Raw genomic sequence first — 24,513 nt, 5'->3', positions numbered from 1 at the left:
CCGCTACCAGTACTTTACATACCCATAAGCCCGTAAAGACTACTCCCCGCCATACACTTAAGTCAAGCAGTTTGTCAGTGGGCAAATAGGGCAAACTTCGTGCCAAAATGCACATCCTGCTCCTGAAATCCGCAACATGGACAAATCGCATAAGCTGAAATCACCGCCTTTCCATGAGCTGCCAAGAAGTTTCGGTTTCGAGGTTTCGGCAGTATAAATCCATCTTGCTAAAAAGGTTATAGAATTTCATTCTTTCCCATACCTGATTTCTCTGCCTATTCGGCAAGATCATGGTAACTCGCCCCATATAGTTTCGTTATTTGAGTATACTCATTATGTTACCGCCCCTGAAAGTAGAGCGATTGGAGAATAGGAACCTGAGGGTTCAATGGATATTGTGAGACTCCATTAATCAGGATTAACGGGTGGAAAATGCCTTCCCTCTCTCGCCGGTCTATCGCGGTCGGTTTGCACCCTCTCCTACCGGACCGTTGCATTTTGGTTCTCTTGTCACTGCTGTAGGCAGCTATCTGGAGGCAAAATCACGGGATGGTGAATGGCTGGTCAGAATCGAAAATCTCGATATGGCGCGGGAAATTCCAGGGGCTTCAGAAGAGATTTTGAATACCCTGCATCTCCTGGGGATGGAATGGGATGGGTCAGTGGTATATCAAGAACGACGACAGGACGCCTATCAGGCGGCTTTGAGGGCACTTGAAAAACAGGATCTGATTTACCCTTGCAGTTGTAGCCGTAAGGAAATTGCCGATTCCTCAGTTCTTGGGATAGAAGGACCTGTATACCCCGGAACTTGCCGTGACCGCAAACATGAACCAGAATTTTCCGGTGCATGGCGACTATGTACAAATAATGATCTGATTGAATTTGAGGACGCAGTACAAGGCATACGGCAACAACGACTCCAGCGCGACATAGGCGATTTCGTGATACGTCGCGCAGACGGGGTTTTTGCTTACCAGCTAGCGGTCGTGGTGGATGACGCTGAACAGGGTATTACGCACGTGGTGCGGGGAGGTGATTTACTGAACTCGACTCCCCGGCAGATTCACCTGCAAAAACTGCTGGGCTACTCCATCCCCTCCTATATGCACCTCCCGGTGGTGGTCAACCCATGGGGCGAAAAACTCAGTAAACAGACGCAGGCAGCCCCAGTGGACACTTCGCATCCCGTTTTGCAACTCGTGAAGGCCATCCGGTTTCTCGGCCAAACGCCACCACCGGAAGTGAGCGAGAGCAGCTTGAGGTCGTTCTGGATATGGGCAATCGAAAACTGGAGTCGGGAGGCAATTCCAAAAAACATGTCATTCATGTTTTAACCAGAGTGAATTTGCCCGAGGGATAATAGATGAAATGAAAACGGCTACCAGGTTGTCAGTACTACCGGCTTAGAAACGAATCTATATCGAAGAAACACAAGAAATACGCGATTTTATCGGCTTTTCAAGGAAGAACGTGCCTTTTCTGCCATTTTACATACCTAGATTGAAGCGACTCAAGATTGTCGTGGTCGGTGGAGGCTATGCCGGCATCGCGGCACTGGTTACCCTCTTGCGTCACCTGCCGGAAGCTGATGTCGTCATCATTGATCCCCGGTTCGAACATCTCAAGATCACCCATCTGCACGAGACTTTCCGATATCCACTGGACGATTTCCTGATCCCGTTTTCCATCCTGGAAAATCGTTTTGGCTGTCGCCACGTTTGCGCAGAATTGAATCCCGGTGAATCGGTCCTGCGGCAGTGGCAGAGCGATAGATTCCTTGAAGTTAATAATGAAATACTGGAATTTGACTATCTGCTCCTCGCCTCGGGATCTCCTGTAATGCAGGTGAATAAACCGGAGAATGTCTTTGATCTGCTCGACTTCATGGCAATATCAGGTTCCGATTTTTTCCATGAGTGGTTAAACCAACCCGGTGCAATCGCGCGATCAGTTTCAGTGATAGGCGGGGGAGCAACGGGAATTCAATTTCTTTTTGAAATCGCTCATTTCCTCAAGCGCTATCAAATCGGGTGCAACCTGCGTCTTGTCCATGGCGAGAACCGGGTACTCAACCAGTTCCCCATCGGTTTTTCCACCTATACCCAGTCCAAGATGACCGAACTGGGGATCGAATTTTTTCCTGATACCCGTTATCTCGGACAACAGGGGGAGCAGATTCTATTGGGAGATAACCTGACGGGGCGCGAGTTTAACCTGCCCTCCTCAATCTCCTTCCTGTTCATTGGTAAAAAGCTGGAAACACCATTTTCTGCCAACATCTTTGGACAGGTAGTGGTTGAAGGCACGGTGTTGCCGAACATTTTTGCGGCGGGAGATTGCTGCATCTATCGTGCTCCAGGCTCCAATACTATGACTGCCCAATCCGCGGTAAGAAAAGGAATGCTTTCCGCCCGGAATATACTGCGTCACTCAGGCGCCTTGCGATTGCTTGAGCCTTACCTTCATCGGGATTTAGGTTATGTAGTGAGCCTGGGCCCAATGGACGCAATAGGCTGGCTGGCATTGGAAGGCAATGTGGTTGGAGGCATGCCGGCAATGGTGATCAAGGAGCTGGTCGAAGCGCAATATGATTTGCTGCTGACAGGGCTTGACACCTACCTGGTTTGAAGAAAAAAGAAAGCCTGCACCTTACTCGAATGCAACAGATGAAAAAGAAAAAATGGTCAAATCACTGTTTTCGGAGAATGGAGGACACCACCAGTCCCTGTTGAACCCACTTTTCGACTACATATTCATAAAATCGTTGATTACTCTGCACGTCACAGTTTGTTATTGCCAGCGCTTTTCCGTTATCTGTCAGGAGCACATGGCCAAGATCAAGTTGATTGCCGGCTTCCTCGAGGAATTGTATTTTTGTCGGTCGTCCGAAATAAAACAAACGTGTGTGTTGACCAAACCCTTTCTTTACATATCCGGCTGGGTTCACAGATATCAAACCAGCTGCTTCTAGTGCTTTCAATGTTGGCAATGTAATACCCTGGTCTGAATAAACCTCATGGCTGAGGTCATATATAAGAGGTATCAGTTGTCCTTGCATCCAGAGGAACTGGCAAAGAGATGCAAAAACTTCCCTGTTTTCGCCCTGCTCCAAGTCCGCCTTCCTGTGATCACCCGACGACCCGTAAAAGGAGATGCCGGTTATAAGACTCCATTATGAGATATGTTTCTCGGCGTCTCGGACAACAGGCGCATTTTTTTTGCCCTTACCACCTCGACGGGCAATTTCCTGGTCAAGTTTTTCGAGAAACTGGATATTCTTCTTTCGTTGTTTATCCCCCTTGTACCATGAAAAACACGCAAGAGTCCCAAGAACAACCAGAAGGGCATTTACTGCTGCCGGCCCCCCGAAGAACATATCCATGAGCCCGGTGAGAACAGCAAAAGCGCCCATGAATCCTGTCCAGTTCAGGAATCTGTTCGCCCATGTGGGCTCCTGCCGTTTAACACACCAGGTTTGTAGTTTCTCACGGACCGAATCGAGTTCCTCATCAGTCCAATCTGCAAGTTCCATCAGGGCCGTCCTATCTGAACAGGAAAAAATTAATTGTGTCTTTGTCCGGGTGGAAAACAGATGCGGATTCCGGGATAGACGCAACTTCGGTATAAAATCGGAATGCAGACTTCGTATATCCGAACAGCCTAGCGCACATGACCGGAATCTGGATCGTATGTCGCCCGCTGGAAATTATAATAGGGTAATACAAAAAAGCCGGGGTGACCCGGCTTTTTTCTTCCAAAAAACTGCCTAACTTGCCTAACCTTCCGTGTCCGTGGCTGGCCGTTCCGGGCGGTCCATCAATTCAACCAGCGCCATGGGCGCATTATCGCCCTTTCGGAACCCAAACTTGAGAATACGCAGATATCCGCCATTGCGAGTCTGGTAGCGAGGACCCAGTTCGCTAAACAATTTTCCAACCATGTCACGATCCCGCAACCGGTCAAATGCAAGTCGACGATTAGCCAGCGATGGTTTCTTCCCGAGCGTTATCATCGGCTCAATAACGCGACGCAACTCTTTGGCCTTGGGCAAAGTCGTTTTTATAATCTCATGCCGCAACAGCGAGTTGGTCATGTTCCGCAACATAGCCGAGCGGTGACTGCTCGTGCGATTAAGCTTCCTTAGTCCATTATGGTGCCGCATGACTTGTATCCTTTTTACCCTTATCAAGATTGGCAGGTGGCCAGCTTTCCAGCTTCATACCCAGCGTCAACCCGCGAGAAGCAAGTACTTCCTTGATTTCGTTCAAGGATTTCCGCCCCAGATTGGGAGTTTTCAATAACTCGGTTTCCGTCCGCTGAATCAGGTCGCCAATATAATATATATTTTCCGCTTTGAGGCAATTCGCGGAACGTACGGTGAGTTCAAGATCATCCACCGGCCGAAGCAGCACCGGATCAATCTGAGGTAATTTCGGCTGTTCCACGGGCAACGGCGTGCCTTTGAGGTCCGCAAATACGGAGAGTTGCTCGACCAGGACTTTTGCCGCATACCGGATTGCTTCTTCGGGATCAACGACACCGTTGGTTTCGATATCCATGACCAACTTGTCCAGATCGGTGCGTTGTTCAACCCGTGCGCTTTCCACGGCGTAACTTACCCGCCGCACAGGACTGAAAGATGCATCCAGCAGAATGCTGCCGATAGCGCGACTTTCGTGCGCCAATTGGCGGACAGTTCCAGGCACGTAGCCCCGTCCCATTTCCACCTTGATCTGCATATCCAACTTGCCGCCGGCCGTAAGGTGCGCGACAATATGGTCGGGATTAATGATCTCGACATCATGTCCTCCCTCGATATCGCCCGCAGTAACCGTTCCCTCCCCTTTTCTGCTCAGGGTCAGAAGTGCCTCTGTACGGTTGTGCAATTTCAGGACAATACCCTTGAGATTGAGCAGGATATCAACTACGTCTTCCTGCACCCCGTCCAGGGCCGAATATTCGTGGACGACACCACTGATCTGAACTTCTGTTGGCGCAAACCCCGGCATCGATGAAAGCAGGATACGTCGTAGCGCGTTGCCCAAAGTATGGCCATAGCCGCGCTCGAACGGCTCCATGGTGATTCGAGCATGGAGCGGTGATATATTCTGCACATCGATAATACGCGGCGTAAGAAAGGTGTTACTTTGCATAGCCTGACCCTTTTGCGGAAACGTGGCAACTCATTACTTGGAATACAATTCAATTACAAGAGATTCATTAATGCTTGATGGTAAATCAGACCTCTCGGGTTTGTTCTTGAAAGTTCCCTTCATGGCTTTAGTGTCCACCTCCAGCCATTCCGGAAAGTGCCGCTGCTCGGCAGCTTCCACGGATGCCTTGATGCGCAAATGACTCTTTGCCTTCTCTGTAACCTCTATGACGTCCCCCGGTTTTACCTGATAGGAAGGAATATTAATTCTCCTGCCATTTACCAGAATTCCGTTATGACGGACAATCTGACGTGCTTCGGACCGCGATGCGCCAAACCCCATACGATAGGAAACCGTGTCAAGCCGGCATTCCAGTAATTGGAGAAGATTTTCGCCTGTGACACCGCGCTGCCTCTCCGCAAGCTCGTAACTATTACGGAATTGACGCTCCAGCACTCCATATATCCGGCGCAGTTTCTGCTTTTCGCGTAGTTGCACGCCGTAGTCCGATAGGCGACCGCTTTTCTGACCGTGCTGCCCAGGCGCATAATTTCGGCGCTCAATAGCACACTTATCGGTAAAACATTTTTCACCTTTAAGGAACAGCTTCTCACCCTCACGTCGGCATTGACGGCATTTGGGATCAAGATTTCTCGCCACAGTAACTCCTTAAATACGACGTTTCTTCGGTGGCCGACAGCCGTTATGTGGAACGGGTGTCACATCCGAAATACTGGTAATTTTAAAACCGGCTGCATTCAGTGCACGCACCGCAGATTCCCGCCCTGGTCCCGGACCTTTTATGCGCACTTCGAGGTTCTTTACCCCGTATTCCTGTGCAGCCCTGCCGGCTTGCTCGGCTGCAACCTGGGCGGCAAACGGTGTACTTTTGCGTGACCCCTTAAAACCTGCCCCTCCGGAAGTAGCCCACGATAGCGCGTTCCCCTGACGGTCCGTTATCGTCACAATAGTGTTATTAAACGAAGCATGTACATGCGCAATACCTTCCGCTACATTCTTTTTGACTTTCTTGCGTACTCGCGTAGCTGCTTTTACCATATTGATCTATCCTTCTGCCCTGCCATTCGGTTGGCTGGCTAAAATTTATCTTCCTGCCTTGGCGCTGGAAGCACGAACAGCCTTCCTGGGTCCCTTACGCGTCCTGGCATTCGTGCGGGTACGCTGCCCCCGTACGGGGAGGCCTCGACGATGACGCAATCCGCGGTAGCAGCCGAGATCCATCAGGCGTTTGATATTCATTGAAACTTCCCGCCGCAGATCGCCTTCGACCACAAATTTTGCGACGTTATCCCGCAACTTGTCCATTTGCGCGTCGGTTACGTCTTTCATCTTGGTCGATACGCTGATTCCAGACGCCTCACAAATCTCACGAGCTCTCGCACGACCGATGCCATAAATTGCTGTCAGCGCAATTTCAGCATGCTGATGATTGGGGATGTTTACTCCAGCAATACGGGCCATACGTTTTCCTACAAAAATTTTGAATTATAACATCTTAGAATGCGTACCCGAATCAACCCTGACGCTGTTTATGCCTCGGATCTGTGCAAATCACACGCACTATCCGGTTGCGTCTGATAATTTTGCAATTCCGGCAAATTTTTTTTACTGATGCCAGTACTTTCATTATTTACCCCTCTCCGGCTACTTGGCGCGAAACGTGATGCGCGCCCTGCTCAAATCATATGGTGTCAGATCTACTGTTACCTTGTCTCCCGGCAAAATCCGAATGTAGTGCATCCGCATCTTGCCGGAAATATGTCCCAGCACTATATGTCCGTTTTCCAGCTTGACCCGAAAAGTCGCATTCGGCAACGTTTCCAGTATCTCGCCCTGCATTTGTATGGTTTCTTCCTTTGCCATCCTATCCTTGATGCACTTTATCTCGCCGGCAATCCGCCGCCACCTTTGAAGTTGGTTTTTTTCAACAGGCTCTCATACTGGTGAGACATGATGTAGGCTTGCACCTGTGCCATGAAATCCATCGTTACCACGACGATAATAAGCAGGGAAGTTCCGCCAAAATAAAATGGAACATTCCACTTCAAAATCAAAAACTCCGGCAGCAGACACACGAGCGTTACGTAGATCGCGCCGGTGAGCGTAAGGCGCAACATGATGCGCTCAATATATCGTGCCGTTTGATCACCCGGTCGAATGCCAGGAATGAACGCTCCGCTCTTTTTCAGGTTTTCTGCAGTTTCTTTAGGGTTGAACACCAGCGCCGTATAAAAAAAGCAGAAGAATATGATCATGGCCGCGTACATAATCACGTAGACCGGCTGACCGGGCGATAGCGCCCCGCTTATATCCTTCAGCCAATCCATTGATTCCCCCGTCGAAAACCAACCAGCCAGCGTAGCGGGAAACAATATTATGCTGGAAGCAAAGATCGGCGGAATCACGCCGGACATGTTCAGCTTAAGCGGCAAGTGAGAGCTTTGACCGCCATAAACCTTGCGTCCGACCTGACGCTTTGCATAATTCACCAGTATTTTGCGCTGCCCCCGCTCGACAAAGACAACGAATCCCGTAACAACCGTAGCCGCCACGAAAATTCCGAGGGCTACCAGAAAGTGCATGGCACCCGTTCGCACCAACTCCAGCGTGCCTCCAATTGCACTTGGAAGACCTGCAGCGATCCCGGCAAATATAATGAGCGAAATCCCGTTGCCAATGCCGCGTTCAGTAATCTGTTCTCCCAGCCACATGAGAAATATGGTACCTGTCACCAATGTTATAACCGTGGTCAGCAGGAACATCGGGCCGGGCTCAATCACCAGGCCAGGCTGGGACTGTAGTGCGATCGAAATACCATAACCCTGAACCAGCGCCAAACCCAGAGTACCATACCGCGTGTACTGGGTAATCTTTCTGCGCCCTGATTCACCCTCTTTCTTCAGTGTCTCGAGATAAGGGAATGCCACGGTGCCCAACTGCATGATAATCGATGCCGAAATGTACGGCATGATGCCCAGGGCAAATATCGAAAAGCGGGATAGGGCACCACCGGAAAACATGTTGAACATGCCCAGGATGCCGCCCTGCTGCGATTCGAACAGATCCTTCAGTACGACCGGATCAATACCAGGCACCGGCACATGCGCGCCAATGCGGTAGACAACCAATGCGAGCAGCAAAAACCATAACCGGCGCTTCAAGTCACCGAGCTTTCCGGAGAGTCCCCGCAGGGAATCGCTAGCGGCCAATATATATCCTCTCGTACTTATTCAACGCTACCGCCGGCAGCTTCAATGGCTGCTTTCGCGCCCTTGGTCACCGGAATGCCCTGAAGCTTCACTGCGCGCTCAATCTTTCCCGAAAGTATTACCTTGACGTTCAAGGCGGAACCGGAAACGAGGCCTGCCTGCTTCAGGATCAGTATATCGATGGTATCGCCTGGTATTCTGCCAAGCGCTGACAGGCGCACCTCTGCATCATTCTTTTTTGTGGGTGAAACAAAGCCGCGCTTGGGCAATCGCCGTTGCAAGGGCATTTGACCCCCTTCAAAGCCGATCTTATGAAAACCGCCCGCACGGGATTTCTGTCCCTTATGTCCTCGACCGGCGGTCTTGCCAAGACCGGAGCCGATACCACGACCTACCCGGCGCTTTGGATGCTTGGCGCCAGGGGCTGGTTTAATAGAATTCAGTTGCATCTAAACCTCACTCTTTACGAGGTAATAAATGGTATTGATCATGCCTCGCACCGCCGGGGTATCTTCCACTTCCACGCTGCTATTAATGTGGCGTAGCCCCAATCCCCGGGCGGTTGCCCTATGTGCCTGCTTCGTTCCAATCAGACTCTTCACCAGGGTTACTTTTATCTTCTTCGTATTTTGCGTCATTTTTCCAACCCCAGAATCTCTTCGACGCTCTTGCCCCGCTTGGCGGCTATCTCAGCAGGATTGTTCATCGCCTGCAGGCCGTTGAGAGTCGCACGGACGACATTGTACGGATTGGTCGAGCCAATACATTTGGCCAGGATATTGTGTACACCCATTACTTCAAATATTGCGCGCATGGGTCCGCCGGCAATGATACCAGTTCCCTCGGATGCTGGTTGCATGTACACCTTGGCCGCGCCATGCCGGCCGATTACCGGGTGCTGGAGCGTTCCATTCTTGAGACTCACCTTGATCATCTTGCGGCGCGCCTCGTCCATCGCCTTTTGTACCGCTACGGGTACCTCGCGCGATTTACCCTTACCCATACCCACCCCGCCATCGCCATTCCCGACAACTGTCAGAGCGGCGAAGCCCAGAATGCGTCCTCCTTTGACCACCTTGGTAACGCGATTGATGGCCACCATTTTTTCCTTGAGTCCATCTCCGCGGTCGTCTCCTGGAGCCATTTTGCCCTGCATCCGCCCCTGCATTTTAGCCATTATCGTTCCTCACTCAGAATTTGAGGCCGTTTTCACGGGCAGCGTCAGCCAATGCTTTCACACGCCCATGGTATTTGAAGCCTGAACGGTCGAATGCAACCGTCTCAATGCCGAGACCCCGAGCCTTCTCTGCAACCCTTTTACCCACGACTGCCGCTGCAGTAACCGTTCCCCCATTGGGAAGCTCCTTGCGCAACTCCGGCTCGAGGGTGGATGCGCTGGCGAGCACCTTGCTACTGGAGCCGTCTATCAACTGCGCATAAATATGAGAATTGCTGCGATGAACTGCCAGTCGCACTACCTTCAATTCAGCAATTTTGGCGCGCGTCTGCCGCGCGCGCCGTAAACGGGATTCTATGGAATTCGACATATTTACCCTGACTATTTTTTCTTCGTTTCCTTCAGGACGATGACTTCGTCCGCATAGCGTACGCCCTTGCCCTTGTATGGCTCCGGCTCCCTGTAAGCACGTACGTCCGCAGCCACTTGTCCTACCTGCTGCTTGTCCATACCCTTGATGACGACCTCGGTTTGACTGGGAGTCTCGACCTTGACACCTTCGGGCATCTTGTGAGCGACTGGATGAGAGAATCCTAACGTCAGATTAAGGACGTTATCCGCAGCCTGAGCACGGTATCCTACGCCAACCAGGGTCAGCCTTTTCTCAAAACCGGTGGTAACACCCTTCACCATATTGGCGAGCAGCGCGCGCGTGGTCCCCCACATTGCGTTGGCATGCTTGGAATCATTTGCCGCTTTCACTACCAGGTTTTCGCCCTTGCGCTCAATCGAAATTTCCGAAACAAGCTCGCGACGCAGGATACCCAGCGGACCCTTTACCTCCACTTCTGACCCGGATAGCCTGACTTCGACATTTGCCGGAACTGAAACAGGATTTTTACCCACTCGAGACATTTTTATATCCTTACGCCACGATGCATAATACTTCGCCGCCTACACCATTTGCGCGCGCCCTTCTTTCCGTCATTACGCCTTTCGACGTCGATACGATTGCTACCCCAAGGCCATTCATTACATTGGGAAGTTTGTTGCTGGCTTTATATATCCGCAAACCAGGGCGACTGACACGCTCTATTTTTTCAATTACCGGACGTCCTGCGTAATACTTCAGGCTGATATCCAGTATCGATTTTCCGTCGGCCTCATGAACTATAAAATCCTCGACATACCCCTCATCCTTCAGCACTTGAGCAATAGCTGCTTTGAGCTTGGAAGCAGGCATCACGACAGATGTTTTTTCAGACAGCTGCGCGTTACGAATCCGCGTCAGCATGTCTGCAATGGGATCACTCATGCTCATCTAGAATACCTCTGGAAATCCGACTTTCGTTACCGGAGAATACGAAATCCTTGAAACCACATTAACCATACTGGATCTGATCCATAAATTTACGCGGCCTGTTCGATTCCCTGAATCAAACACATCAATCATTACCCTCACTCGTCTACCAACTCGCCTTGATGATGCCCGGAATCTCTCCACTCATGGCGATATCACGAAGCTTGCCACGACCCAACCCAAACTTGCTATATACTCCCCGAGGACGGCCTGTAAGCGAACAGCGGTTGCGCAATCGCACTGGGCTGGCATTGCGGGGCAACATCTGCAACTTGATCCTGGCCGAATGACGATCTTCGTCACCTACGCTGGAATCATTGATGATCGCCAACAGCTCAGCACGTCGCGCCTCGAATTTCTCGACGATTTTCCGACGTTTCAGATCACGGTTAATAACTGCTACCTTAGCCATGCTCCCTCAGTTTTTAAATGGAAATTTGAATGCTGCCAGCAATGCCTTTGCTTCCGCATCTGTCTTTGCAGTCGTGGTAATCGTGATGTTCATCCCCCGCAACGCATCGATTTTGTCATACTCGATCTCAGGGAAAATGATCTGCTCTTTTATACCCATATTATAATTGCCGCGTCCATCGAAGGATCTGCCGGAAATACCGCGAAAGTCACGAATACGCGGTATAGCGATATTCACCAGGCGATCAAGGAATTCGTACATGCGAACGCGGCGCAGCGTAACCATGCAACCTACCGGATAGCCATCACGAACCTTGAAGGTGGCAATGGATTTTCTAGCTTTCGTCACCACAGGCTTCTGGCCTGCAATCTTTTGCATGTCGCCCACGGCGTTATCCATGATTTTTTTGTCCGCGACCGCCTCGCCCACACCCATATTGAGGGTGATTTTGCGAATGCGCGGCACTTCCATCACGGACTTATAGCCAAACTGCTCCATCAACTGCTGGACTACAGTACTACGATAATATTCTTGTAAGCGTGCCATATATTGTTTTCCCCTAACCCTTGGGTCTTAACCCTTAGGTATCGATCAGATCCCCATTCGACCTGAAGCAGCGGGCTTTGCCTTTTCCTTCGACGGTTTTGAAACCAATCCGGTCTGCCTTCCGGGTTGCGGGATTGTAGATTGCGATGTTTGAAACCTGGATAGGACTGTCCATTTCGACGATTCCACCCGTGTCGCCTTTATTCGGATTGGGTCGCTGATGCTTCTTGAGGCGATTGACACCCTCAACGACCACAAGATCCGGCTTCATGATGCGCAGCACTGTGCCACGCTTACCTTTGTCCTTGCCGGCGATGACAACTACGTCATCTCCCTTCTTTATTTTGCTCATGTTTGATTCCTTATCTCGCGCCCTACAGTACTTCAGGTGCGAGCGAAACAATTTTCATGAAACGTGCGGTACGCAACTCGCGTGTAACAGGACCGAAAATGCGCGTTCCGATTGGTTCCAGTTTGGCATTCAACAGTACTGCGGCGTTGCCATCGAACTTGATTAATGATCCATCCGCGCGACGCACCCCTTTCGAAGTTCGTACTACGACTGCGTTGTACACTTCACCTTTCTTGACGCGACCCCTAGGCGCCACGTCCTTTACGCTGACTTTTATAATATCGCCAATACCCGCATAACGTCGCTTGGAACCGCCTAATACCTTTATGCACATGAGTGACCGTGCGCCAGTATTGTCGGCGACTTGCAGAATCGATTGCATTTGGATCATGATTTACTCACTCTCTCCAACTTTTCCAGCCGAACCAAAGGCTAGGATAGTATTGGAACCCGTTCGGGTTACGATGCCGCCAGCACTTACCGGCTGCAAAAAATTAAGATATCTTGAAAATGAAGAGGCAGAATTATAAGACAACCGGATTATAAAAACAAGGAAGAAAATACTTCCCAAAGCCGGTTTTGCTCGTAATCAACTCACCTGTTCGGCTTTCTGCATCAACTTGACGACACGCCAGGCTTTTGTTTTGGATAATGGACGGCACTCTTCTATCACCACCATGTCCCCGGTGTGAAACTCATTGGTTTCGTCATGAACATGATATTTTTTGGAACGAACCATAATCTTTCCGTAAAGCGGGTGTCTGACCTTACGTTCAACCAGAACAGTAATAGTCTTATCCATTTTATCGCTTACCACTTTTCCGCTAAGGGTACGGTTTAAATTCGCTTCGCTCATGACTGCCTTGCCTTCTGGCTAAGAATGGTTCTGGTACGCGCTATGTCCCGACGAATATTGCTCAGTTGGCAAGTATTGCTTAGTTGCTGGGTTGCATGCTGCATCCGCAGACCAAACTGCGCCCTCAGCAACTCCAGCAATTCCTGCTGCAATTCCACGGAATTCTTGTTTCTCAGTTCCTTGACTCTGGATTTCATGATTAACCGCCTACTTGTCGCACAACAAAAGTTGTCAGGATCGGAAGTTTGGCAGCTGCGAGTCGGAATGCCTGGCGAGCCAGCACCTCATCGACGCCGTCCATTTCATATAGCACTTTGCCGGGCTGAATTTCTGCCACAAAATACTCCGGATTACCTTTCCCGTTACCCATCCTGACTTCGGCGGGTTTATGCGAAATAGGCTTGTCCGGAAAAATACGAATCCAGATACGGCCACCCCGCTTTATATGACGGGTCATCGCACGCCGCGCAGCCTCGATCTGCCGGGCTGTCAAACGTCCCCGTCCCACCGCCTTGAGGCCGTATTCACCAAAACTCACCTTGGCGCCCCGGGTTGCAATGCCCTTGTTCCGCCCTTTTTGCTGCTTGCGATATTTTGTTCTAGCTGGCTGCTGCATCGTTCACTCCTGGCTTTACTGGCTTCTTTGCCGGCTTTGTGGCGGATTCCTCAGAACTGCTGTCAGACTTTCTGGGAACTTTCTTCTCACCAGCTTTCCCGTCCGATCTGACATCTGCTCTTCCCGCTGGCCTTCGCGGCGGACGCCTGGTTTCCGGTTCTCCCCCTGGAGGCAGGGTCTGCGTTGCGGTTGTACCCGCGCCCGCCTGCTCACCTCGACCTATCACTTCGCCCTTGAATACCCAGACCTTGATTCCGATCACGCCATAGGTTGTCTTGGCCTCGGAGACTCCGTAATCGAGATCGGCCCGCAGTGTATGAAGGGGCACACGTCCTTCCCGATACCATTCGGTACGAGCAATTTCAATACCGTTCAACCGGCCTGAACTCATGATCTTGATACCCTGAGCACCCAAGCGCATCGCATTCTGCATGGCACGCTTCATTGCACGGCGAAACATGATGCGCTTTTCCAGTTGCTGTGCGATGTTGTCGGCAATCAGTTGCGCATCAATTTCCGGTTTGCGGATTTCTTCGATATTTACATGCACCGGGACACCCATAAGCTTTTGCAGCGCCCCCCGCAAAACTTCGATATCCTCGCCTTTCTTGCCTATCACTACCCCAGGACGTGAACTGTAGATCGTGATACGCGCATTCTTCGATGGCCGTTCGATAACTACGCGACCGACAGACGCATGCGCCAGTTTCTTTTTCAAATATTCCCGAACCTTGATGTCTTCGTTCAGCATGCCGGGAAAATTTTTTCCGTTGGCATACCATTTGGATGACCAGTTCTTCAGGACGGAAAGCCGAAAACCTGTCGGATGTATTTTTTGTCCCATAATGCCTGTTCAGCCTTATTTTTTGTTGCTGGCTTTATCGCCAACAGTAAGAAGAATGTGACAAGTCGGCTTGACAATGCGATTGCCCCGCCCCTTGGCGCGCGCACTGGTACGCATGAGAGACGGCCCTCTGTCGACATATATCCTGGACACCTTCAGCTCATCTATGTCAGCTCCCTCGTTATGCTCGGCATTTGCGATAGCTGATTCGAGAAGCTTACGAATGATGACCGCAGCCTTCTTGGGACTGAACGCAAGCAGGTTGAGCGCACGCTCCACCGGCAGTCCACGGATCTGATCCGCAACCAGCCGGCCTTTCTGCTCGGACAACCTGACTCCACGCAATACAGCAGTTGTTTCCATGATGATTATTCCTATTTCCTTCCAGGCGCTTTTCTATCGCCGGAATGCCCCTTGAAAGTACGTGTATGAGAAAACTCGCCGAGCTTGTGCCCAACCATGTTCTCAGTAACATATACCGGAACGTGCTGCTTTCCATTATGCACGGCAATCGTCAAGCCAATGAAATCCGGCAATACCGTTGAGCGGCGCGACCAGGTCTTGATAGGTCGCTTGTCATTGGTCGCACGTGCAGCCTCCACTTTGGACAGGAGGTGCAGATCAACAAATGGGCCTTTCTTTATAGAACGAGCCATGATTCATTATCCCTTGTTTGAATAACGACGTCGCACAATCATGCCGTCGGTACGCTTGTTTACCCGCGTACGGAAACCCTTGGAAGGCGTTCCCCATGGGCTGACAGGATGACGTCCCGCCGCTGTTTTACCTTCACCCCCGCCATGGGGATGGTCTATCGGATTCATCGCCACCCCACGCACCGTTGGCCTGATGCCACGCCACCGCTGCGCTCCTGCCTTGCCGATAGCTCGGAGGTTATGCTCCTCGTTTCCTACTTCCCCGATCGTCGCACGGCAGTTCACGTGTACCCTGCGGATTTCTCCCGAGCGCAGACGCAACTGGGCATAATCTCCCTCGCGCGCGAGAAGTTGAACCGAAGCTCCGGCTGAACGAGCAAGCTGCGCGCCTTTGCCCGGCATCATTTCCACGCAGTGAATGATGCTGCCGACCGGAATATTGCGCAGCGGCAATGCATTGCCGTTCTTTATAGGCGCATCTGCGCCGCTCATCAGTTGCATGCCTGCAATGATGCCTTTTGGCGCAATAATGTAGCGCCGTTCGCCATCGGAATAGCAGAGAAGCGCGAGATTCGCGCTGCGATTCGGATCATATTCCAGCCGCTCCACTTTGGCTGCGATTCCATCCTTGTTGCGGCGAAAATCCACGACGCGGTAATGCTGCTTGTGACCACCGCCTATGTGGCGAGTAGTGATTTGCCCCTTATTGTTACGTCCGGCAGTGCGATTCTGCTTCTCCACCAGGCGCGGGTAAGGTGCGCCCTTGTGCAGGCCAGCATTAACGACTTTGACTACCGCCCGACGACCTGGAGAGGTCGGTTTGACTTTAACCAGCGCCATTACTTGACCTCTCCTTGAGCAATTTCAGAAAAATTGATTTCCTGACCGGCCTTGATGCTGATGTAAGCCTTCTTCCAGCCACCGCGCCGCCCCATGAAACGGCCAAAACGCTTTTCCTTGCCTTTGACATTGGATATGCGCACGCTTTCCACTTCAACCTTTTGATTCTTCCACATCAACTCCACTGCGGCTTTGACTTCCGGCTTTGTTGCATCCGGAGCCACACGAAAGATCATCTGGTTGTATTTCTCGCCTATAAACGTCGCTTTTTCCGATACCTGAGGCGACAATATCACCTGCATCAGGCGCTCAGGGTTGAATGTTTGGGCGCTCATGCAAGTATCTCCTCCATTTTTGCCAGCGCATTACGCGTAATCAGTACATTTGCAAAGCGCATGAGACTGACTGGATCAGCATAACCCGCTTCAACAACCTTGACGAGCGGAAGATTTCTTGACGAGAGATAAAGATTCTCATCAATGTTATCTGTAATGATCATGACCTGATCCAGTCCCATATCTTTCAACTTCTGTGCCAATACTTTCGTCTTGGGTGCATCAATGACAAAATTTTCCACTACCGACAATCGGTTTTCACGAACCAGTTGCGAGAGAATCGCGCCGATACCCGCGCGGTACATCTTGCGATTGACTTTATGGCTGAAATTCTCCTCCGGACTATTGGGAAATATTTTCCCTCCGCCTCGCCATAAAGGACTCGATGCCATGCCGGCGCGAGCGCGCCCCGTACCTTTCTGCCGCCAAGGCTTGCGAGTGGATTTGGTGACATCCGATCGTGCCTTTTGCGCCCTGTTGGCACTGCGTGCATTGGCAAGATAAGCTGTTACAACCTGATGCACGAGGGCTTCATTATACTCCCGGCCAAACAGGGTTTCGGAAGCTGAAACGTTTGCAGACGACTGCCCATTATCGTCGATAAGTTTAAGTTCCATTATCCACCCTTCTTGCCAGATTTCGCGCCGCCTTTTGCGGTGGCATTGACATTGCTGTTATTGAGGGGTCTTCCAGATCTAATGCTTGGCGAAACTGTCACGTCCCCCCCTTTCGATCCAGGAATAGCGCCCTTGATGAGCAGCAGCCCGCGCTCGGCATCGATTCGCAGTATTTCCAGGTTTTGAATGGTGCGCCTCACATTCCCCAGATGACCGGACATGCGCTTTCCGGGGAAGACGCGACCGGGATCCTGCGCCATGCCGATGGAACCGGGAACATTATGAGACCGTGAGTTACCGTGACTCGCCCGGTTAGAAGCGAAGCCGTGACGCTTGATGGCGCCGGAATAGCCCTTTCCGATCGAGATACCGGTTACATCCACCCTCTGCCCCGGTTGAAAAATATCCAATCCGATAACTGCACCAGGACTGAGAGTTCCAAGGGTTTCTTCTGCGACGCGGAATTCTCTCAGAATCTCTCCCGCCTCTACAGCTGCCTTGGCAAAATGCCCGGCCGAAGGTTTGTTTACGCGGATAGCCCGACGCTTGCCAAACGTGACTTGCACGGCGGAATACCCATCATTAGCAGGCGTCTTGATCTGTGTGACACGATTATTAGACACGTCCAGCACTGTGACGGGCTGGCTATCACCTTCTTCGGTGAAAATACGAGTCATGCCGACCTTGCGGCCGACGAGCCCTAAACTCATTCTAATTACCCTTCTAAAAGGTGCCGATTACAATTGACCGGCAATTCATGTTGATTGAACAGGAACCCGAGTCATTCGTTGCGAACATACTCAGAATTACGCTGGAAAACTACAACTTTATCTCGACATCCACTCCGGCAGGCAGATCCAGCTTCATTAACGCATCCACCGTTTTATCGGTTGGATCCATGATATCCATCAGCCGCAAATGAGTCCGGATTTCGAATTGATCACGTGAAGTCTTGTTGACATGAGGCGAACGAAGCACATCAAAACGCTCGATGCGCGTTGGCAGAGGCACCGGGCCCTTGACCACAGCGCCAGTACGTTTTGCGGTTTCCACGATCTCCAGCGCCGATTTGTCTATCAACCGGTAATCGAACGCTTTCAAACGAATACGTATTTTTTGACTTTGCATAATCCAACCTCAGGTTGAGGACTCGGATTCCGAATTGACCGACACGCACCCTGCGTAAATCTTAAATCCGATCCTTGATCCTGTTGCTATTCGATAATTTTTGCCACGACACCTGCGCCAACGGTCCTGCCGCCTTCACGAATCGCAAAACGCAGGCCTTCTTCCATCGCAATCGGCGCAATCAGGTTTACCGTCACCGATACATTGTCCCCAGGCATCACCATCTCCGTGCCCCCAGGCAACTCGATTGCACCCGTCACATCCGTCGTCCGGAAGTAAAACTGCGGCCGGTATCCCTGGAAAAAGGGAGTATGACGCCCACCCTCTTCCTTGCTCAGAACATAAATCTCGGCTGTGAACTTGGTATGCGGGGTGATGGTCCCAGGCTTGGACAGCACCTGTCCGCGCTCCACTTCTTCGCGCTTGGTGCCCCGCAGCAACACACCCACGTTGTCTCCTGCCTGCCCCTGGTCCAGAAGCTTGCGAAACATCTCAACGCCCGTGCAAACAGTCTTGATAGTGGGCTTCAAGCCTACTATCTCGATGTCTTCCCCTACCTTGATGACCCCACGCTCAACGCGCCCCGTCACCACCGTCCCACGACCAGATATGGAAAAAACGTCTTCAACCGGCATCAGAAAAGTCCCGTCCACCGCCCGCTGAGGCTCCGGAATGTAGCTGTCCAGCGCTGCCGCCAACTTGTAGATGGAGGGCTCGCCTATGTCGCTCTGGTCGCCTTCCAGCGCCTTCAGGGCAGAACCAATCACTATCGGGGTGTCATCCCCGGGAAAACTGTATTTGGACAGCAACTCGCGCACTTCCATTTCCACCAACTCCAGAAGTTCCGCATCGTCCACCATGTCCGCCTTGTTCATATAGACGATAATGTAGGGAACCCCTACCTGCCGCGCCAGAAGAATGTGCTCCCGCGTCTGCGGCATCGGTCCATCCGCCGCTGACACCACCAGAATCGCACCATCCATCTGGGCTGCACCCGTAATCATGTTCTTCACATAGTCCGCGTGTCCAGGACAGTCAACGTGCGCGTAATGCCGCTTCTCCGTCTCATACTCCACGTGCGAGGTGTTGATCGTGATGCCCCGCGCCTTCTCTTCAGGCGCCGAGTCTATCTGCGCATAACTCTTCGCCTCGCCACCAAACTTCTTCGCCAATACCATCGTGATCGCCGCCGTCAACGTGGTCTTGCCGTGGTCCACGTGTCCTATCGTCCCTACGTTGATGTGCGGCTTCGTCCGCTCAAATTTGCTCTTTGCCATGATGATCCTTTTATTTGATGACGATTATTTCTTGCTTATGATCGCTTCGGCCACATTCTTCGGCGCTTCGGCGTAATGCTTGAATTCCATCGTATACGTAGCCCGACCCTGCGTTGCAGATCGTAACGAAGTTGCATAACCGAACATTTCCGCCAACGGCACTTCTGCACGCACCAGCTTGAGGCCGGGCAGATCGTCCATGCCTTGAATCATGCCACGCCGGGAGGACAAATCCCCTACGACATTCCCCATGAAGTCCGCCGGCGTTTCCACTTCTACGGACATCATCGGTTCCAGCAGTACAGGACTGGCCTTGCGCATACCATCCTTGAATGCAATCGAGGCAGCCATCTTGAACGCGTTTTCATTCGAATCGACATCATGGTAAGAGCCGTCGAACAATGTGACCTTGACATCCACCACCGGAAAACCTGCCAGCACGCCATTCGGAAGCGTTTCTTCAAGGCCTTTCTGCACTGCGGGAATATATTCCCTGGGCACGGTTCCACCCTTGATTGCATCAACAAACTCGAAGCCCTTGCCGGCCTCGTTCGGCTCCATCTTGATCCAGACATGACCATACTGACCCCGCCCGCCGGACTGCTTGATGAATTTGCCTTCGACCTCCACCAATTTTCGGATTGCTTCGCGATAAGCCACCTGGGGAGCACCCACATTGGCTTCTACGCCAAATTCGCGTTTCATCCGATCTACAATGATTTCCAGATGCAATTCGCCCATTCCGGAAATGATGGTTTGACCGGACTCCTCATCGGTGCGCACACGGAAGGAAGGATCCTCCTGGGCGAGACGATTCAATGCGATGCCCATCTTTTCCTGATCCAGCTTGGTTTTCGGTTCCACCGCGACGTGAATCACGGGCTCCGGAAACACCATGCGCTCCAGTGTGATGACATCACCAGGATCACACAGCGTGTCCCCGGTAACCGCCTCCTTCAAGCCTACTGCTGCGGCTATATCCCCCGCCCGGACTTCCTTGATTTCTTCCCGCTGGTTGGCGTGCATCTGCAGCAGTCTTCCAATCCGCTCCTTGCGCCCCTTGATCGGGTTATAAACGGTATCACCAGAGGTTACGACTCCTGAATACACGCGAAAAAAGATCAATTGACCCACATAGGGGTCAGTGGCAATCTTGAAGGCAAGACCAGCAAACGGTTCATCGTCACTCGCATGGCGCTCAGCGTGCTCGCCACTCTCTTTTTCACCGTCAACTGCCTCGATGTCGGCTGGGGACGGCAAATAATCGAGCACGGCATCAAGCATTGCCTGCACGCCTTTATTCTTGAAGGCGGATCCGCAGAGCATGGGTACGATTTCATTGGCAAGGGTACGAATGCGAAGACCCTGCTTAATATCCGCAGGCGACAAGTCGCCTTCCTCCAGATATTTATTCATCAGTTCTTCATTCGCCTCGGCAGCCGACTCCACCATTTTCTCGCGCCAGGATTTGGCATCTTCAGCCATGTTCGCGGGGATATCGCGCTCCTCGAATTTCATTCCCTGACTGGCGTCGTCCCAATGAATAGCCTTCATCTTGATCAGGTCGACAACGCCTTCGAATTTGTCCTCCGCGCCTATCGGCAACTGAACGGGTACAGGATGCGCCTTGAGCCGGCTTTGTATCTGCTCATAAACACGCATGAAATTGGCGCCGGCACGATCCATCTTGTTGACAAAAGCAAGACGGGGAACCTTATATTTGTTCGCTTGGCGCCATACCGTCTCGGTCTGGGGCTGCACCCCACCCACTGCACAAAATACAGTGCAGGCGCCATCGAGAACACGCAACGATCTCTCCACCTCGATAGTGAAATCAACGTGGCCCGGCGTATCGATGATATTGATGCGATGGTCTGGGTAATTATGATCCATCCCTTTCCAGAAGCATGTGGTGGCGGCAGAGGTAATTGTAATGCCGCGCTCCTGCTCCTGCTCCATCCAGTCCATGGTAGCCGCACCGTCATGCACCTCACCAAGCTTATGCGATACGCCTGTATAGAACAGGATGCGTTCGGTGGTCGTAGTTTTTCCGGCGTCTATATGCGCCATGACGCCAATATTTCGGTAACGTTCAATAGGTGTCTTTCTTGCCACAGTTTTCTAGCCTTAAAATTGGAAAACTGCCGGTGGCACAATGCTCCCGGCAGCTAAAAATCAGGGACTTTTCAGGCAAACCAGGTCATGATGCAGGTTTCCCTGCGCCATCATTGCCGTCAGAATCGATAATGCGCAAATGCCTTGTTCGCCTCGGCCATACGATGAACTTCCTCGCGTTTCTTGACCGCTCCACCCCTGCCTTCAGCAGCTTCTGCCAACTCGCCCGCCAACCGGGCGCCCATGGATTTTTCAGCTCTTTTACGCGCGGCATCACGTAACCACCGCATCGCGAGGGCATTACGCCGAATCGACCGGACTTCTACCGGAACCTGGTAGTTGGCCCCGCCAACGCGGCGGCTTTTTACTTCCACCATTGGACGGACATTGGACAGTGCCTGCGTAAATACTTCCACCGGATCCTTGCCCGTCTTCTTGTGAATCTGATCCATAGCCCCGTAGATAATTCGCTCTGCCACGGATTTCTTGCCTCGCGTCATCAACACATTGACAAATTTCGCCACTTCGGCATTATGGTACTTTGGGTCCGGTAAAATTTCGCGTTTTGGAACTTCTCTCCGTCTTGGCATTTTCTAACCTTGGCGTAATTATTCAGCTTACTTTATCGTCGGGGCAATCCCGATCAATCGTCTGGGTGTGTCGGGATTCAAACTGTTTTTAAGCCGACTTCGGCTTCTTGGCGCCGTATTTCGATCGCCCCTGCTTGCGGTCCTTGACTCCGGCAGTATCCAGGCTGCCGCGTACAGTATGGTAGCGCACGCCCGGCAAATCCTTGACACGACCACCCCGGATCAAAACCACCGAGTGTTCCTGAAGATTGTGGCCTTCTCCACCGATATAACTGGATACCTCGAAGCCGTTAGTCAAACGGACGCGCGCCACCTTGCGCAAAGCTGAATTCGGTTTTTTGGGCGTGGTGGTATAAACCCGTGTGCAAACTCCCCGCTTTTGCGGGCTGTTTCCCAATGCGGGAACTTTGCTTTTCAGAGGTTTTGCCGCACGCGGCTTACGTACTAACTGACTGATTGTCGGCATTTTATTTTCCAGAAAAACGGGAGGGCGACTTACCTGTCCCGCTGCCAATATAAACTTACTTCTCTATCCGGCCGCTCATGCTATCAATCCGCCGGCGGCTTAAAAAACTGCGAATTTTATGGACTTTATCTTGCCATGTCAAGCTAAAGCCTTTTTGTTTTCAATAGGCAATGAGAACTCATCACAGGAATCTGCCGTGATGAACCTCTCATTGCCCGCGTGATTTTTATCAGGAACGAAATGACGCAAAGCGGAAAAATCCTGCTGGCCTACCATCAGAGGCTTTGAAACAAAAACAGATTAGAAAACAGGGTCCCGAGTCGAAATCAACCGGTGCAGCAGTGCGTACTGCGCGGTGAAGCTCCTGAAGAACATCAATCAAATGCAGGAATACAGCAAACCTGTTCAAGAATCCAACACAAGGAAATCCGATAAAGAGTGGCCCAGTTCATGCCCCCGCCATGGACCTCATGCAGTTACCCGGGCCTCGCGCTTTTTCGCAGTCAGCGCATGGTTGCCGAGCTTCTTCAAAACCTCCCAGGCAGGGCCTGGGAACTTGTGCAATTTTATCATGACATCCTCAAGCGCTGCGAGGAACCAGTCGACATCGCTCTCGCCGATGTTCAGGGGCGGCAGAATCTTGACAATGGGCATGGCATGGCCTGCTACCTGGGTAAGAATATGATGATCGTCAAGAAGCGGAAGAACGATTGCCTGAGCAAAAAGGTTTTCATCCATCTTGTTGACCATTGCCCATGCAGCTCGGAGCGACATTGATTCCGGCTGGCCAAACTCGATTGCAATCATAAGCCCGCGCTGCCGCACTCCCTTGAGAAATTCAAAGCGCGGCACCATCGCCTCGATTCCTTTCCTGAAACGCTCCCCAAGTACCATGGCCCGATCCATGAGCTTCTCATCGTCCAGAACACTGAGTGAGGCCAAAGCTGCAGCCATCGCCATATTGCCCATCCCGAAAGTGGATGCATGAACAATCGCACGATGCAGGCTGTCGTAAACGCTATCGTAGACGGCACGTCGGGTAATCGTCGCGCCGACTGGAATATAGCCTCCGGAAAGCGCCTTGGAAAGACAGACGATGTCTGGCTGGAAATCGGGAACCCATTGACTGGCCAGAAAACGCCCCGTGCGGCCCATACCACACTGAATTTCGTCGCAAACCATCAAGGTGCCGTATTTTCGGCATAACTCCTGCGCACCCAGCAGGTACTCGTCGCTGGCGATATTGACTCCCTTGCCCTGTATCGGCTCAAAGACGAAGGCTGCGACATCGCCCTTTGCCAGACGCGCTTCCAGTCCGGCCAGGTCGCCCATTTTCACTTCTGAGCTGCCGGGAAGCATTGGCTCAAAACCCCTGCGGAAACTCGCTTCCCCATTCAGTGACAAGGACCCCATGGTCAAGCCGTGAAATGCCTTGGCGAGATGAGCAGTAGAGGGGCGACCTGTATACCCGCGTGCAAATTTGATTGCTGCTTCGATTGCTTCCGTACCGGAGTTACTGAAGTAAACGGTATCCAGCCCCGGGGGCATTCGTTTTACCAGTTCGCGCGCCAGTACCGCGGCAAGCGGCGGAGCATCAAAACCCACCCACCCGGGAAATTCGGCCTCCATTACCTGTTGCAGTGCATTACGGATAGCAGGATGCCGCCGACCGAAATTGAACACACCCCAGTTGGTCAGAAAATCGAGATAGCGGGTGCCTGTTTCATCCCAGAGATAAGGACCCTCCCCTCTCATCCAGGTTCGATTGAATCCGAGTGTACGCAGTACCTTGACGAAGACCGGATTTATATGCTCTTCGTAGATATCGAAGTTTTTGCCGCGAGTTTCGGCAATGATGGCATTAATATCGATGGGCATGATTCAATTCCGTCAGATACCAGAGGCTATATGCCAGCATTGCCAGTGAGCAGGATGAGACT

38 protein-coding genes are annotated in these 24,513 nt (G+C 51.7%); 2 read left to right on the top strand and 36 right to left on the bottom strand.

All coding sequences use genetic code 11. The features are described 5' to 3' along the window. The first annotated feature begins 425 nt into the window (after positions 1 to 425). Entirely contained in the window at positions 426 to 1,337 is a 912-nt protein-coding gene (gene gluQRS, locus C8R21_RS08600) for a tRNA glutamyl-Q(34) synthetase GluQRS (protein WP_107762312.1), read from the top strand. Positions 1,338 to 1,503: 166 nt separating this feature from the next. Beyond that, entirely contained in the window at positions 1,504 to 2,631 is a 1,128-nt protein-coding gene (locus C8R21_RS08595) for an NAD(P)/FAD-dependent oxidoreductase (RefSeq protein WP_308811384.1), read from the top strand. 61 nt (positions 2,632 to 2,692) lie between these two features. On the opposite strand, the gene C8R21_RS08590 is transcribed toward C8R21_RS08595, so the two are convergent. From C8R21_RS08590 to C8R21_RS08415, 36 genes are all read right to left on the bottom strand, one after another. After that, positions 2,693 to 3,115, bottom strand: coding sequence for a hypothetical protein (locus C8R21_RS08590; RefSeq protein ID WP_107762310.1), 423 nt, complete (start codon positions 3,113 to 3,115; stop codon positions 2,693 to 2,695). Positions 3,116 to 3,175: 60 nt separating this feature from the next. Then, positions 3,176 to 3,535 (bottom strand): hypothetical protein, encoded by a 360-nt coding sequence (locus C8R21_RS08585; protein WP_107762309.1) that lies wholly within the window; start codon positions 3,533 to 3,535, stop codon positions 3,176 to 3,178. 243 nt (positions 3,536 to 3,778) lie between these two features. Beyond that, the gene (gene rplQ / locus C8R21_RS08580; RefSeq protein ID WP_074971948.1) at positions 3,779 to 4,165 is read right to left on the bottom strand and encodes a 50S ribosomal protein L17; all 387 of its coding nucleotides are present in this window, start codon (positions 4,163 to 4,165) and stop codon (positions 3,779 to 3,781) included. Then, a complete protein-coding gene (locus C8R21_RS08575) occupies positions 4,152 to 5,156 on the bottom strand; it encodes a DNA-directed RNA polymerase subunit alpha (protein WP_107762308.1) in 1,005 nt (334 codons plus the stop codon). Before C8R21_RS08575 ends, rplQ begins: the two co-directional genes overlap by 14 nt. 33 nt (positions 5,157 to 5,189) lie before the next feature. Next, the gene (gene rpsD / locus C8R21_RS08570) at positions 5,190 to 5,816 is read right to left on the bottom strand and encodes a 30S ribosomal protein S4 (RefSeq protein ID WP_107762307.1); all 627 of its coding nucleotides are present in this window, start codon (positions 5,814 to 5,816) and stop codon (positions 5,190 to 5,192) included. A gap of 9 nt (positions 5,817 to 5,825) precedes the next feature. Beyond that, a complete protein-coding gene (gene rpsK / locus C8R21_RS08565) occupies positions 5,826 to 6,215 on the bottom strand; it encodes a 30S ribosomal protein S11 (protein ID WP_011380146.1) in 390 nt (129 codons plus the stop codon). A gap of 45 nt (positions 6,216 to 6,260) precedes the next feature. Next, a complete protein-coding gene (gene rpsM, locus C8R21_RS08560; RefSeq protein WP_074971954.1) occupies positions 6,261 to 6,638 on the bottom strand; it encodes a 30S ribosomal protein S13 in 378 nt (125 codons plus the stop codon). A 52-nt stretch (positions 6,639 to 6,690) separates the two neighbouring features. Beyond that, positions 6,691 to 6,804 (bottom strand): 50S ribosomal protein L36, encoded by a 114-nt coding sequence (rpmJ, locus tag C8R21_RS08555; protein WP_074746766.1) that lies wholly within the window; start codon positions 6,802 to 6,804, stop codon positions 6,691 to 6,693. A gap of 17 nt (positions 6,805 to 6,821) precedes the next feature. Next, positions 6,822 to 7,040 carry a translation initiation factor IF-1 gene (gene infA, locus C8R21_RS08550; RefSeq protein ID WP_011380144.1) on the bottom strand — a complete coding sequence of 73 codons (219 nt, stop codon included), beginning with the start codon at positions 7,038 to 7,040 and terminating at the stop codon, positions 6,822 to 6,824. A gap of 17 nt (positions 7,041 to 7,057) precedes the next feature. Beyond that, positions 7,058 to 8,386 carry a preprotein translocase subunit SecY gene (gene secY, locus C8R21_RS08545; protein WP_074971956.1) on the bottom strand — a complete coding sequence of 443 codons (1,329 nt, stop codon included), beginning with the start codon at positions 8,384 to 8,386 and terminating at the stop codon, positions 7,058 to 7,060. A gap of 17 nt (positions 8,387 to 8,403) precedes the next feature. Then, positions 8,404 to 8,835 carry a 50S ribosomal protein L15 gene (gene rplO, locus C8R21_RS08540; protein ID WP_107762306.1) on the bottom strand — a complete coding sequence of 144 codons (432 nt, stop codon included), beginning with the start codon at positions 8,833 to 8,835 and terminating at the stop codon, positions 8,404 to 8,406. Beyond that, positions 8,836 to 9,024, bottom strand: a complete 189-nt coding sequence (gene rpmD, locus C8R21_RS08535; protein WP_074971959.1) for a 50S ribosomal protein L30 — start codon at positions 9,022 to 9,024, stop codon at positions 8,836 to 8,838. After that, positions 9,021 to 9,563, bottom strand: coding sequence for a 30S ribosomal protein S5 (gene rpsE, locus C8R21_RS08530; RefSeq protein WP_074971960.1), 543 nt, complete (start codon positions 9,561 to 9,563; stop codon positions 9,021 to 9,023). The genes rpmD and rpsE overlap by 4 nt, the downstream gene beginning before the upstream one ends. A 13-nt stretch (positions 9,564 to 9,576) precedes the next feature. Continuing rightward, positions 9,577 to 9,933 carry a 50S ribosomal protein L18 gene (gene rplR, locus C8R21_RS08525; protein WP_074971962.1) on the bottom strand — a complete coding sequence of 119 codons (357 nt, stop codon included), beginning with the start codon at positions 9,931 to 9,933 and terminating at the stop codon, positions 9,577 to 9,579. An 11-nt stretch (positions 9,934 to 9,944) separates the two neighbouring features. Further along, on the bottom strand, positions 9,945 to 10,478 hold the full coding sequence (gene rplF / locus C8R21_RS08520) for a 50S ribosomal protein L6 (protein WP_107762305.1): 534 nt from the start codon (positions 10,476 to 10,478) through the stop codon (positions 9,945 to 9,947). Positions 10,479 to 10,488: 10 nt separating this feature from the next. Further along, entirely contained in the window at positions 10,489 to 10,884 is a 396-nt protein-coding gene (rpsH, locus tag C8R21_RS08515; protein ID WP_107762304.1) for a 30S ribosomal protein S8, read from the bottom strand. A gap of 145 nt (positions 10,885 to 11,029) precedes the next feature. After that, positions 11,030 to 11,335, bottom strand: a complete 306-nt coding sequence (rpsN, locus tag C8R21_RS08510; protein WP_107762303.1) for a 30S ribosomal protein S14 — start codon at positions 11,333 to 11,335, stop codon at positions 11,030 to 11,032. 6 nt (positions 11,336 to 11,341) lie between these two features. Next, the gene (gene rplE / locus C8R21_RS08505; RefSeq protein ID WP_011380135.1) at positions 11,342 to 11,881 is read right to left on the bottom strand and encodes a 50S ribosomal protein L5; all 540 of its coding nucleotides are present in this window, start codon (positions 11,879 to 11,881) and stop codon (positions 11,342 to 11,344) included. A gap of 34 nt (positions 11,882 to 11,915) precedes the next feature. Further along, positions 11,916 to 12,233 (bottom strand): 50S ribosomal protein L24, encoded by a 318-nt coding sequence (gene rplX / locus C8R21_RS08500; RefSeq protein ID WP_107762302.1) that lies wholly within the window; start codon positions 12,231 to 12,233, stop codon positions 11,916 to 11,918. 22 nt (positions 12,234 to 12,255) lie between these two features. Next, positions 12,256 to 12,624: a 50S ribosomal protein L14 gene (gene rplN / locus C8R21_RS08495; RefSeq protein ID WP_011380133.1), complete on the bottom strand. Its 369-nt coding sequence runs from the start codon at positions 12,622 to 12,624 to the stop codon at positions 12,256 to 12,258. 198 nt (positions 12,625 to 12,822) lie between these two features. Then, positions 12,823 to 13,089 carry a 30S ribosomal protein S17 gene (rpsQ, locus tag C8R21_RS08490; protein ID WP_074971971.1) on the bottom strand — a complete coding sequence of 89 codons (267 nt, stop codon included), beginning with the start codon at positions 13,087 to 13,089 and terminating at the stop codon, positions 12,823 to 12,825. Further along, positions 13,086 to 13,286, bottom strand: coding sequence for a 50S ribosomal protein L29 (rpmC, locus tag C8R21_RS08485; RefSeq protein WP_074971973.1), 201 nt, complete (start codon positions 13,284 to 13,286; stop codon positions 13,086 to 13,088). The genes rpsQ and rpmC overlap by 4 nt, the downstream gene beginning before the upstream one ends. A gap of 2 nt (positions 13,287 to 13,288) precedes the next feature. Then, positions 13,289 to 13,705 (bottom strand): 50S ribosomal protein L16, encoded by a 417-nt coding sequence (gene rplP / locus C8R21_RS08480; RefSeq protein WP_011380130.1) that lies wholly within the window; start codon positions 13,703 to 13,705, stop codon positions 13,289 to 13,291. Further along, positions 13,689 to 14,549 carry a 30S ribosomal protein S3 gene (rpsC, locus tag C8R21_RS08475; RefSeq protein ID WP_107762301.1) on the bottom strand — a complete coding sequence of 287 codons (861 nt, stop codon included), beginning with the start codon at positions 14,547 to 14,549 and terminating at the stop codon, positions 13,689 to 13,691. The genes rplP and rpsC overlap by 17 nt, the downstream gene beginning before the upstream one ends. Positions 14,550 to 14,564: 15 nt before the next feature. Beyond that, a complete protein-coding gene (gene rplV, locus C8R21_RS08470) occupies positions 14,565 to 14,912 on the bottom strand; it encodes a 50S ribosomal protein L22 (RefSeq protein ID WP_011380128.1) in 348 nt (115 codons plus the stop codon). 11 nt (positions 14,913 to 14,923) lie between these two features. After that, a complete protein-coding gene (rpsS, locus tag C8R21_RS08465; RefSeq protein ID WP_107762300.1) occupies positions 14,924 to 15,205 on the bottom strand; it encodes a 30S ribosomal protein S19 in 282 nt (93 codons plus the stop codon). 6 nt (positions 15,206 to 15,211) lie between these two features. Next, positions 15,212 to 16,045, bottom strand: coding sequence for a 50S ribosomal protein L2 (rplB, locus tag C8R21_RS08460; protein ID WP_074971978.1), 834 nt, complete (start codon positions 16,043 to 16,045; stop codon positions 15,212 to 15,214). Continuing rightward, positions 16,045 to 16,380: a 50S ribosomal protein L23 gene (gene rplW, locus C8R21_RS08455; protein WP_074971980.1), complete on the bottom strand. Its 336-nt coding sequence runs from the start codon at positions 16,378 to 16,380 to the stop codon at positions 16,045 to 16,047. The genes rplB and rplW overlap by 1 nt, the downstream gene beginning before the upstream one ends. Further along, positions 16,377 to 16,997 carry a 50S ribosomal protein L4 gene (gene rplD / locus C8R21_RS08450; protein ID WP_107762299.1) on the bottom strand — a complete coding sequence of 207 codons (621 nt, stop codon included), beginning with the start codon at positions 16,995 to 16,997 and terminating at the stop codon, positions 16,377 to 16,379. Before rplD ends, rplW begins: the two co-directional genes overlap by 4 nt. Next, complete coding sequence (gene rplC, locus C8R21_RS08445; protein ID WP_074971984.1) at positions 16,997 to 17,707, bottom strand: 50S ribosomal protein L3; 711 nt, start codon at positions 17,705 to 17,707, stop codon at positions 16,997 to 16,999. Before rplC ends, rplD begins: the two co-directional genes overlap by 1 nt. Before the next feature lie 109 nt (positions 17,708 to 17,816). Next, on the bottom strand, positions 17,817 to 18,125 hold the full coding sequence (rpsJ, locus tag C8R21_RS08440; RefSeq protein ID WP_011380122.1) for a 30S ribosomal protein S10: 309 nt from the start codon (positions 18,123 to 18,125) through the stop codon (positions 17,817 to 17,819). Positions 18,126 to 18,211: 86 nt separating this feature from the next. Further along, positions 18,212 to 19,402 (bottom strand): elongation factor Tu, encoded by a 1,191-nt coding sequence (gene tuf / locus C8R21_RS08435; RefSeq protein ID WP_107762298.1) that lies wholly within the window; start codon positions 19,400 to 19,402, stop codon positions 18,212 to 18,214. 24 nt (positions 19,403 to 19,426) lie between these two features. Then, positions 19,427 to 21,517, bottom strand: a complete 2,091-nt coding sequence (gene fusA / locus C8R21_RS08430; RefSeq protein WP_107762297.1) for an elongation factor G — start codon at positions 21,515 to 21,517, stop codon at positions 19,427 to 19,429. Positions 21,518 to 21,636: 119 nt separating this feature from the next. After that, a complete protein-coding gene (rpsG, locus tag C8R21_RS08425) occupies positions 21,637 to 22,107 on the bottom strand; it encodes a 30S ribosomal protein S7 (RefSeq protein ID WP_011380120.1) in 471 nt (156 codons plus the stop codon). Positions 22,108 to 22,195: 88 nt separating this feature from the next. Beyond that, complete coding sequence (gene rpsL / locus C8R21_RS08420; RefSeq protein WP_011380119.1) at positions 22,196 to 22,573, bottom strand: 30S ribosomal protein S12; 378 nt, start codon at positions 22,571 to 22,573, stop codon at positions 22,196 to 22,198. Positions 22,574 to 23,041: 468 nt separating this feature from the next. After that, complete coding sequence (locus C8R21_RS08415; protein WP_107762296.1) at positions 23,042 to 24,451, bottom strand: aspartate aminotransferase family protein; 1,410 nt, start codon at positions 24,449 to 24,451, stop codon at positions 23,042 to 23,044. Positions 24,452 to 24,513 lie beyond the last annotated feature (62 nt).

Origin of the sequence: Nitrosospira multiformis (assembly GCF_003050865.1) — a bacterium.
Classification (GTDB): domain Bacteria; phylum Pseudomonadota; class Gammaproteobacteria; order Burkholderiales; family Nitrosomonadaceae; genus Nitrosospira; species Nitrosospira multiformis_E.
This window is presented reverse-complemented; position numbering and strand designations above follow the sequence as displayed.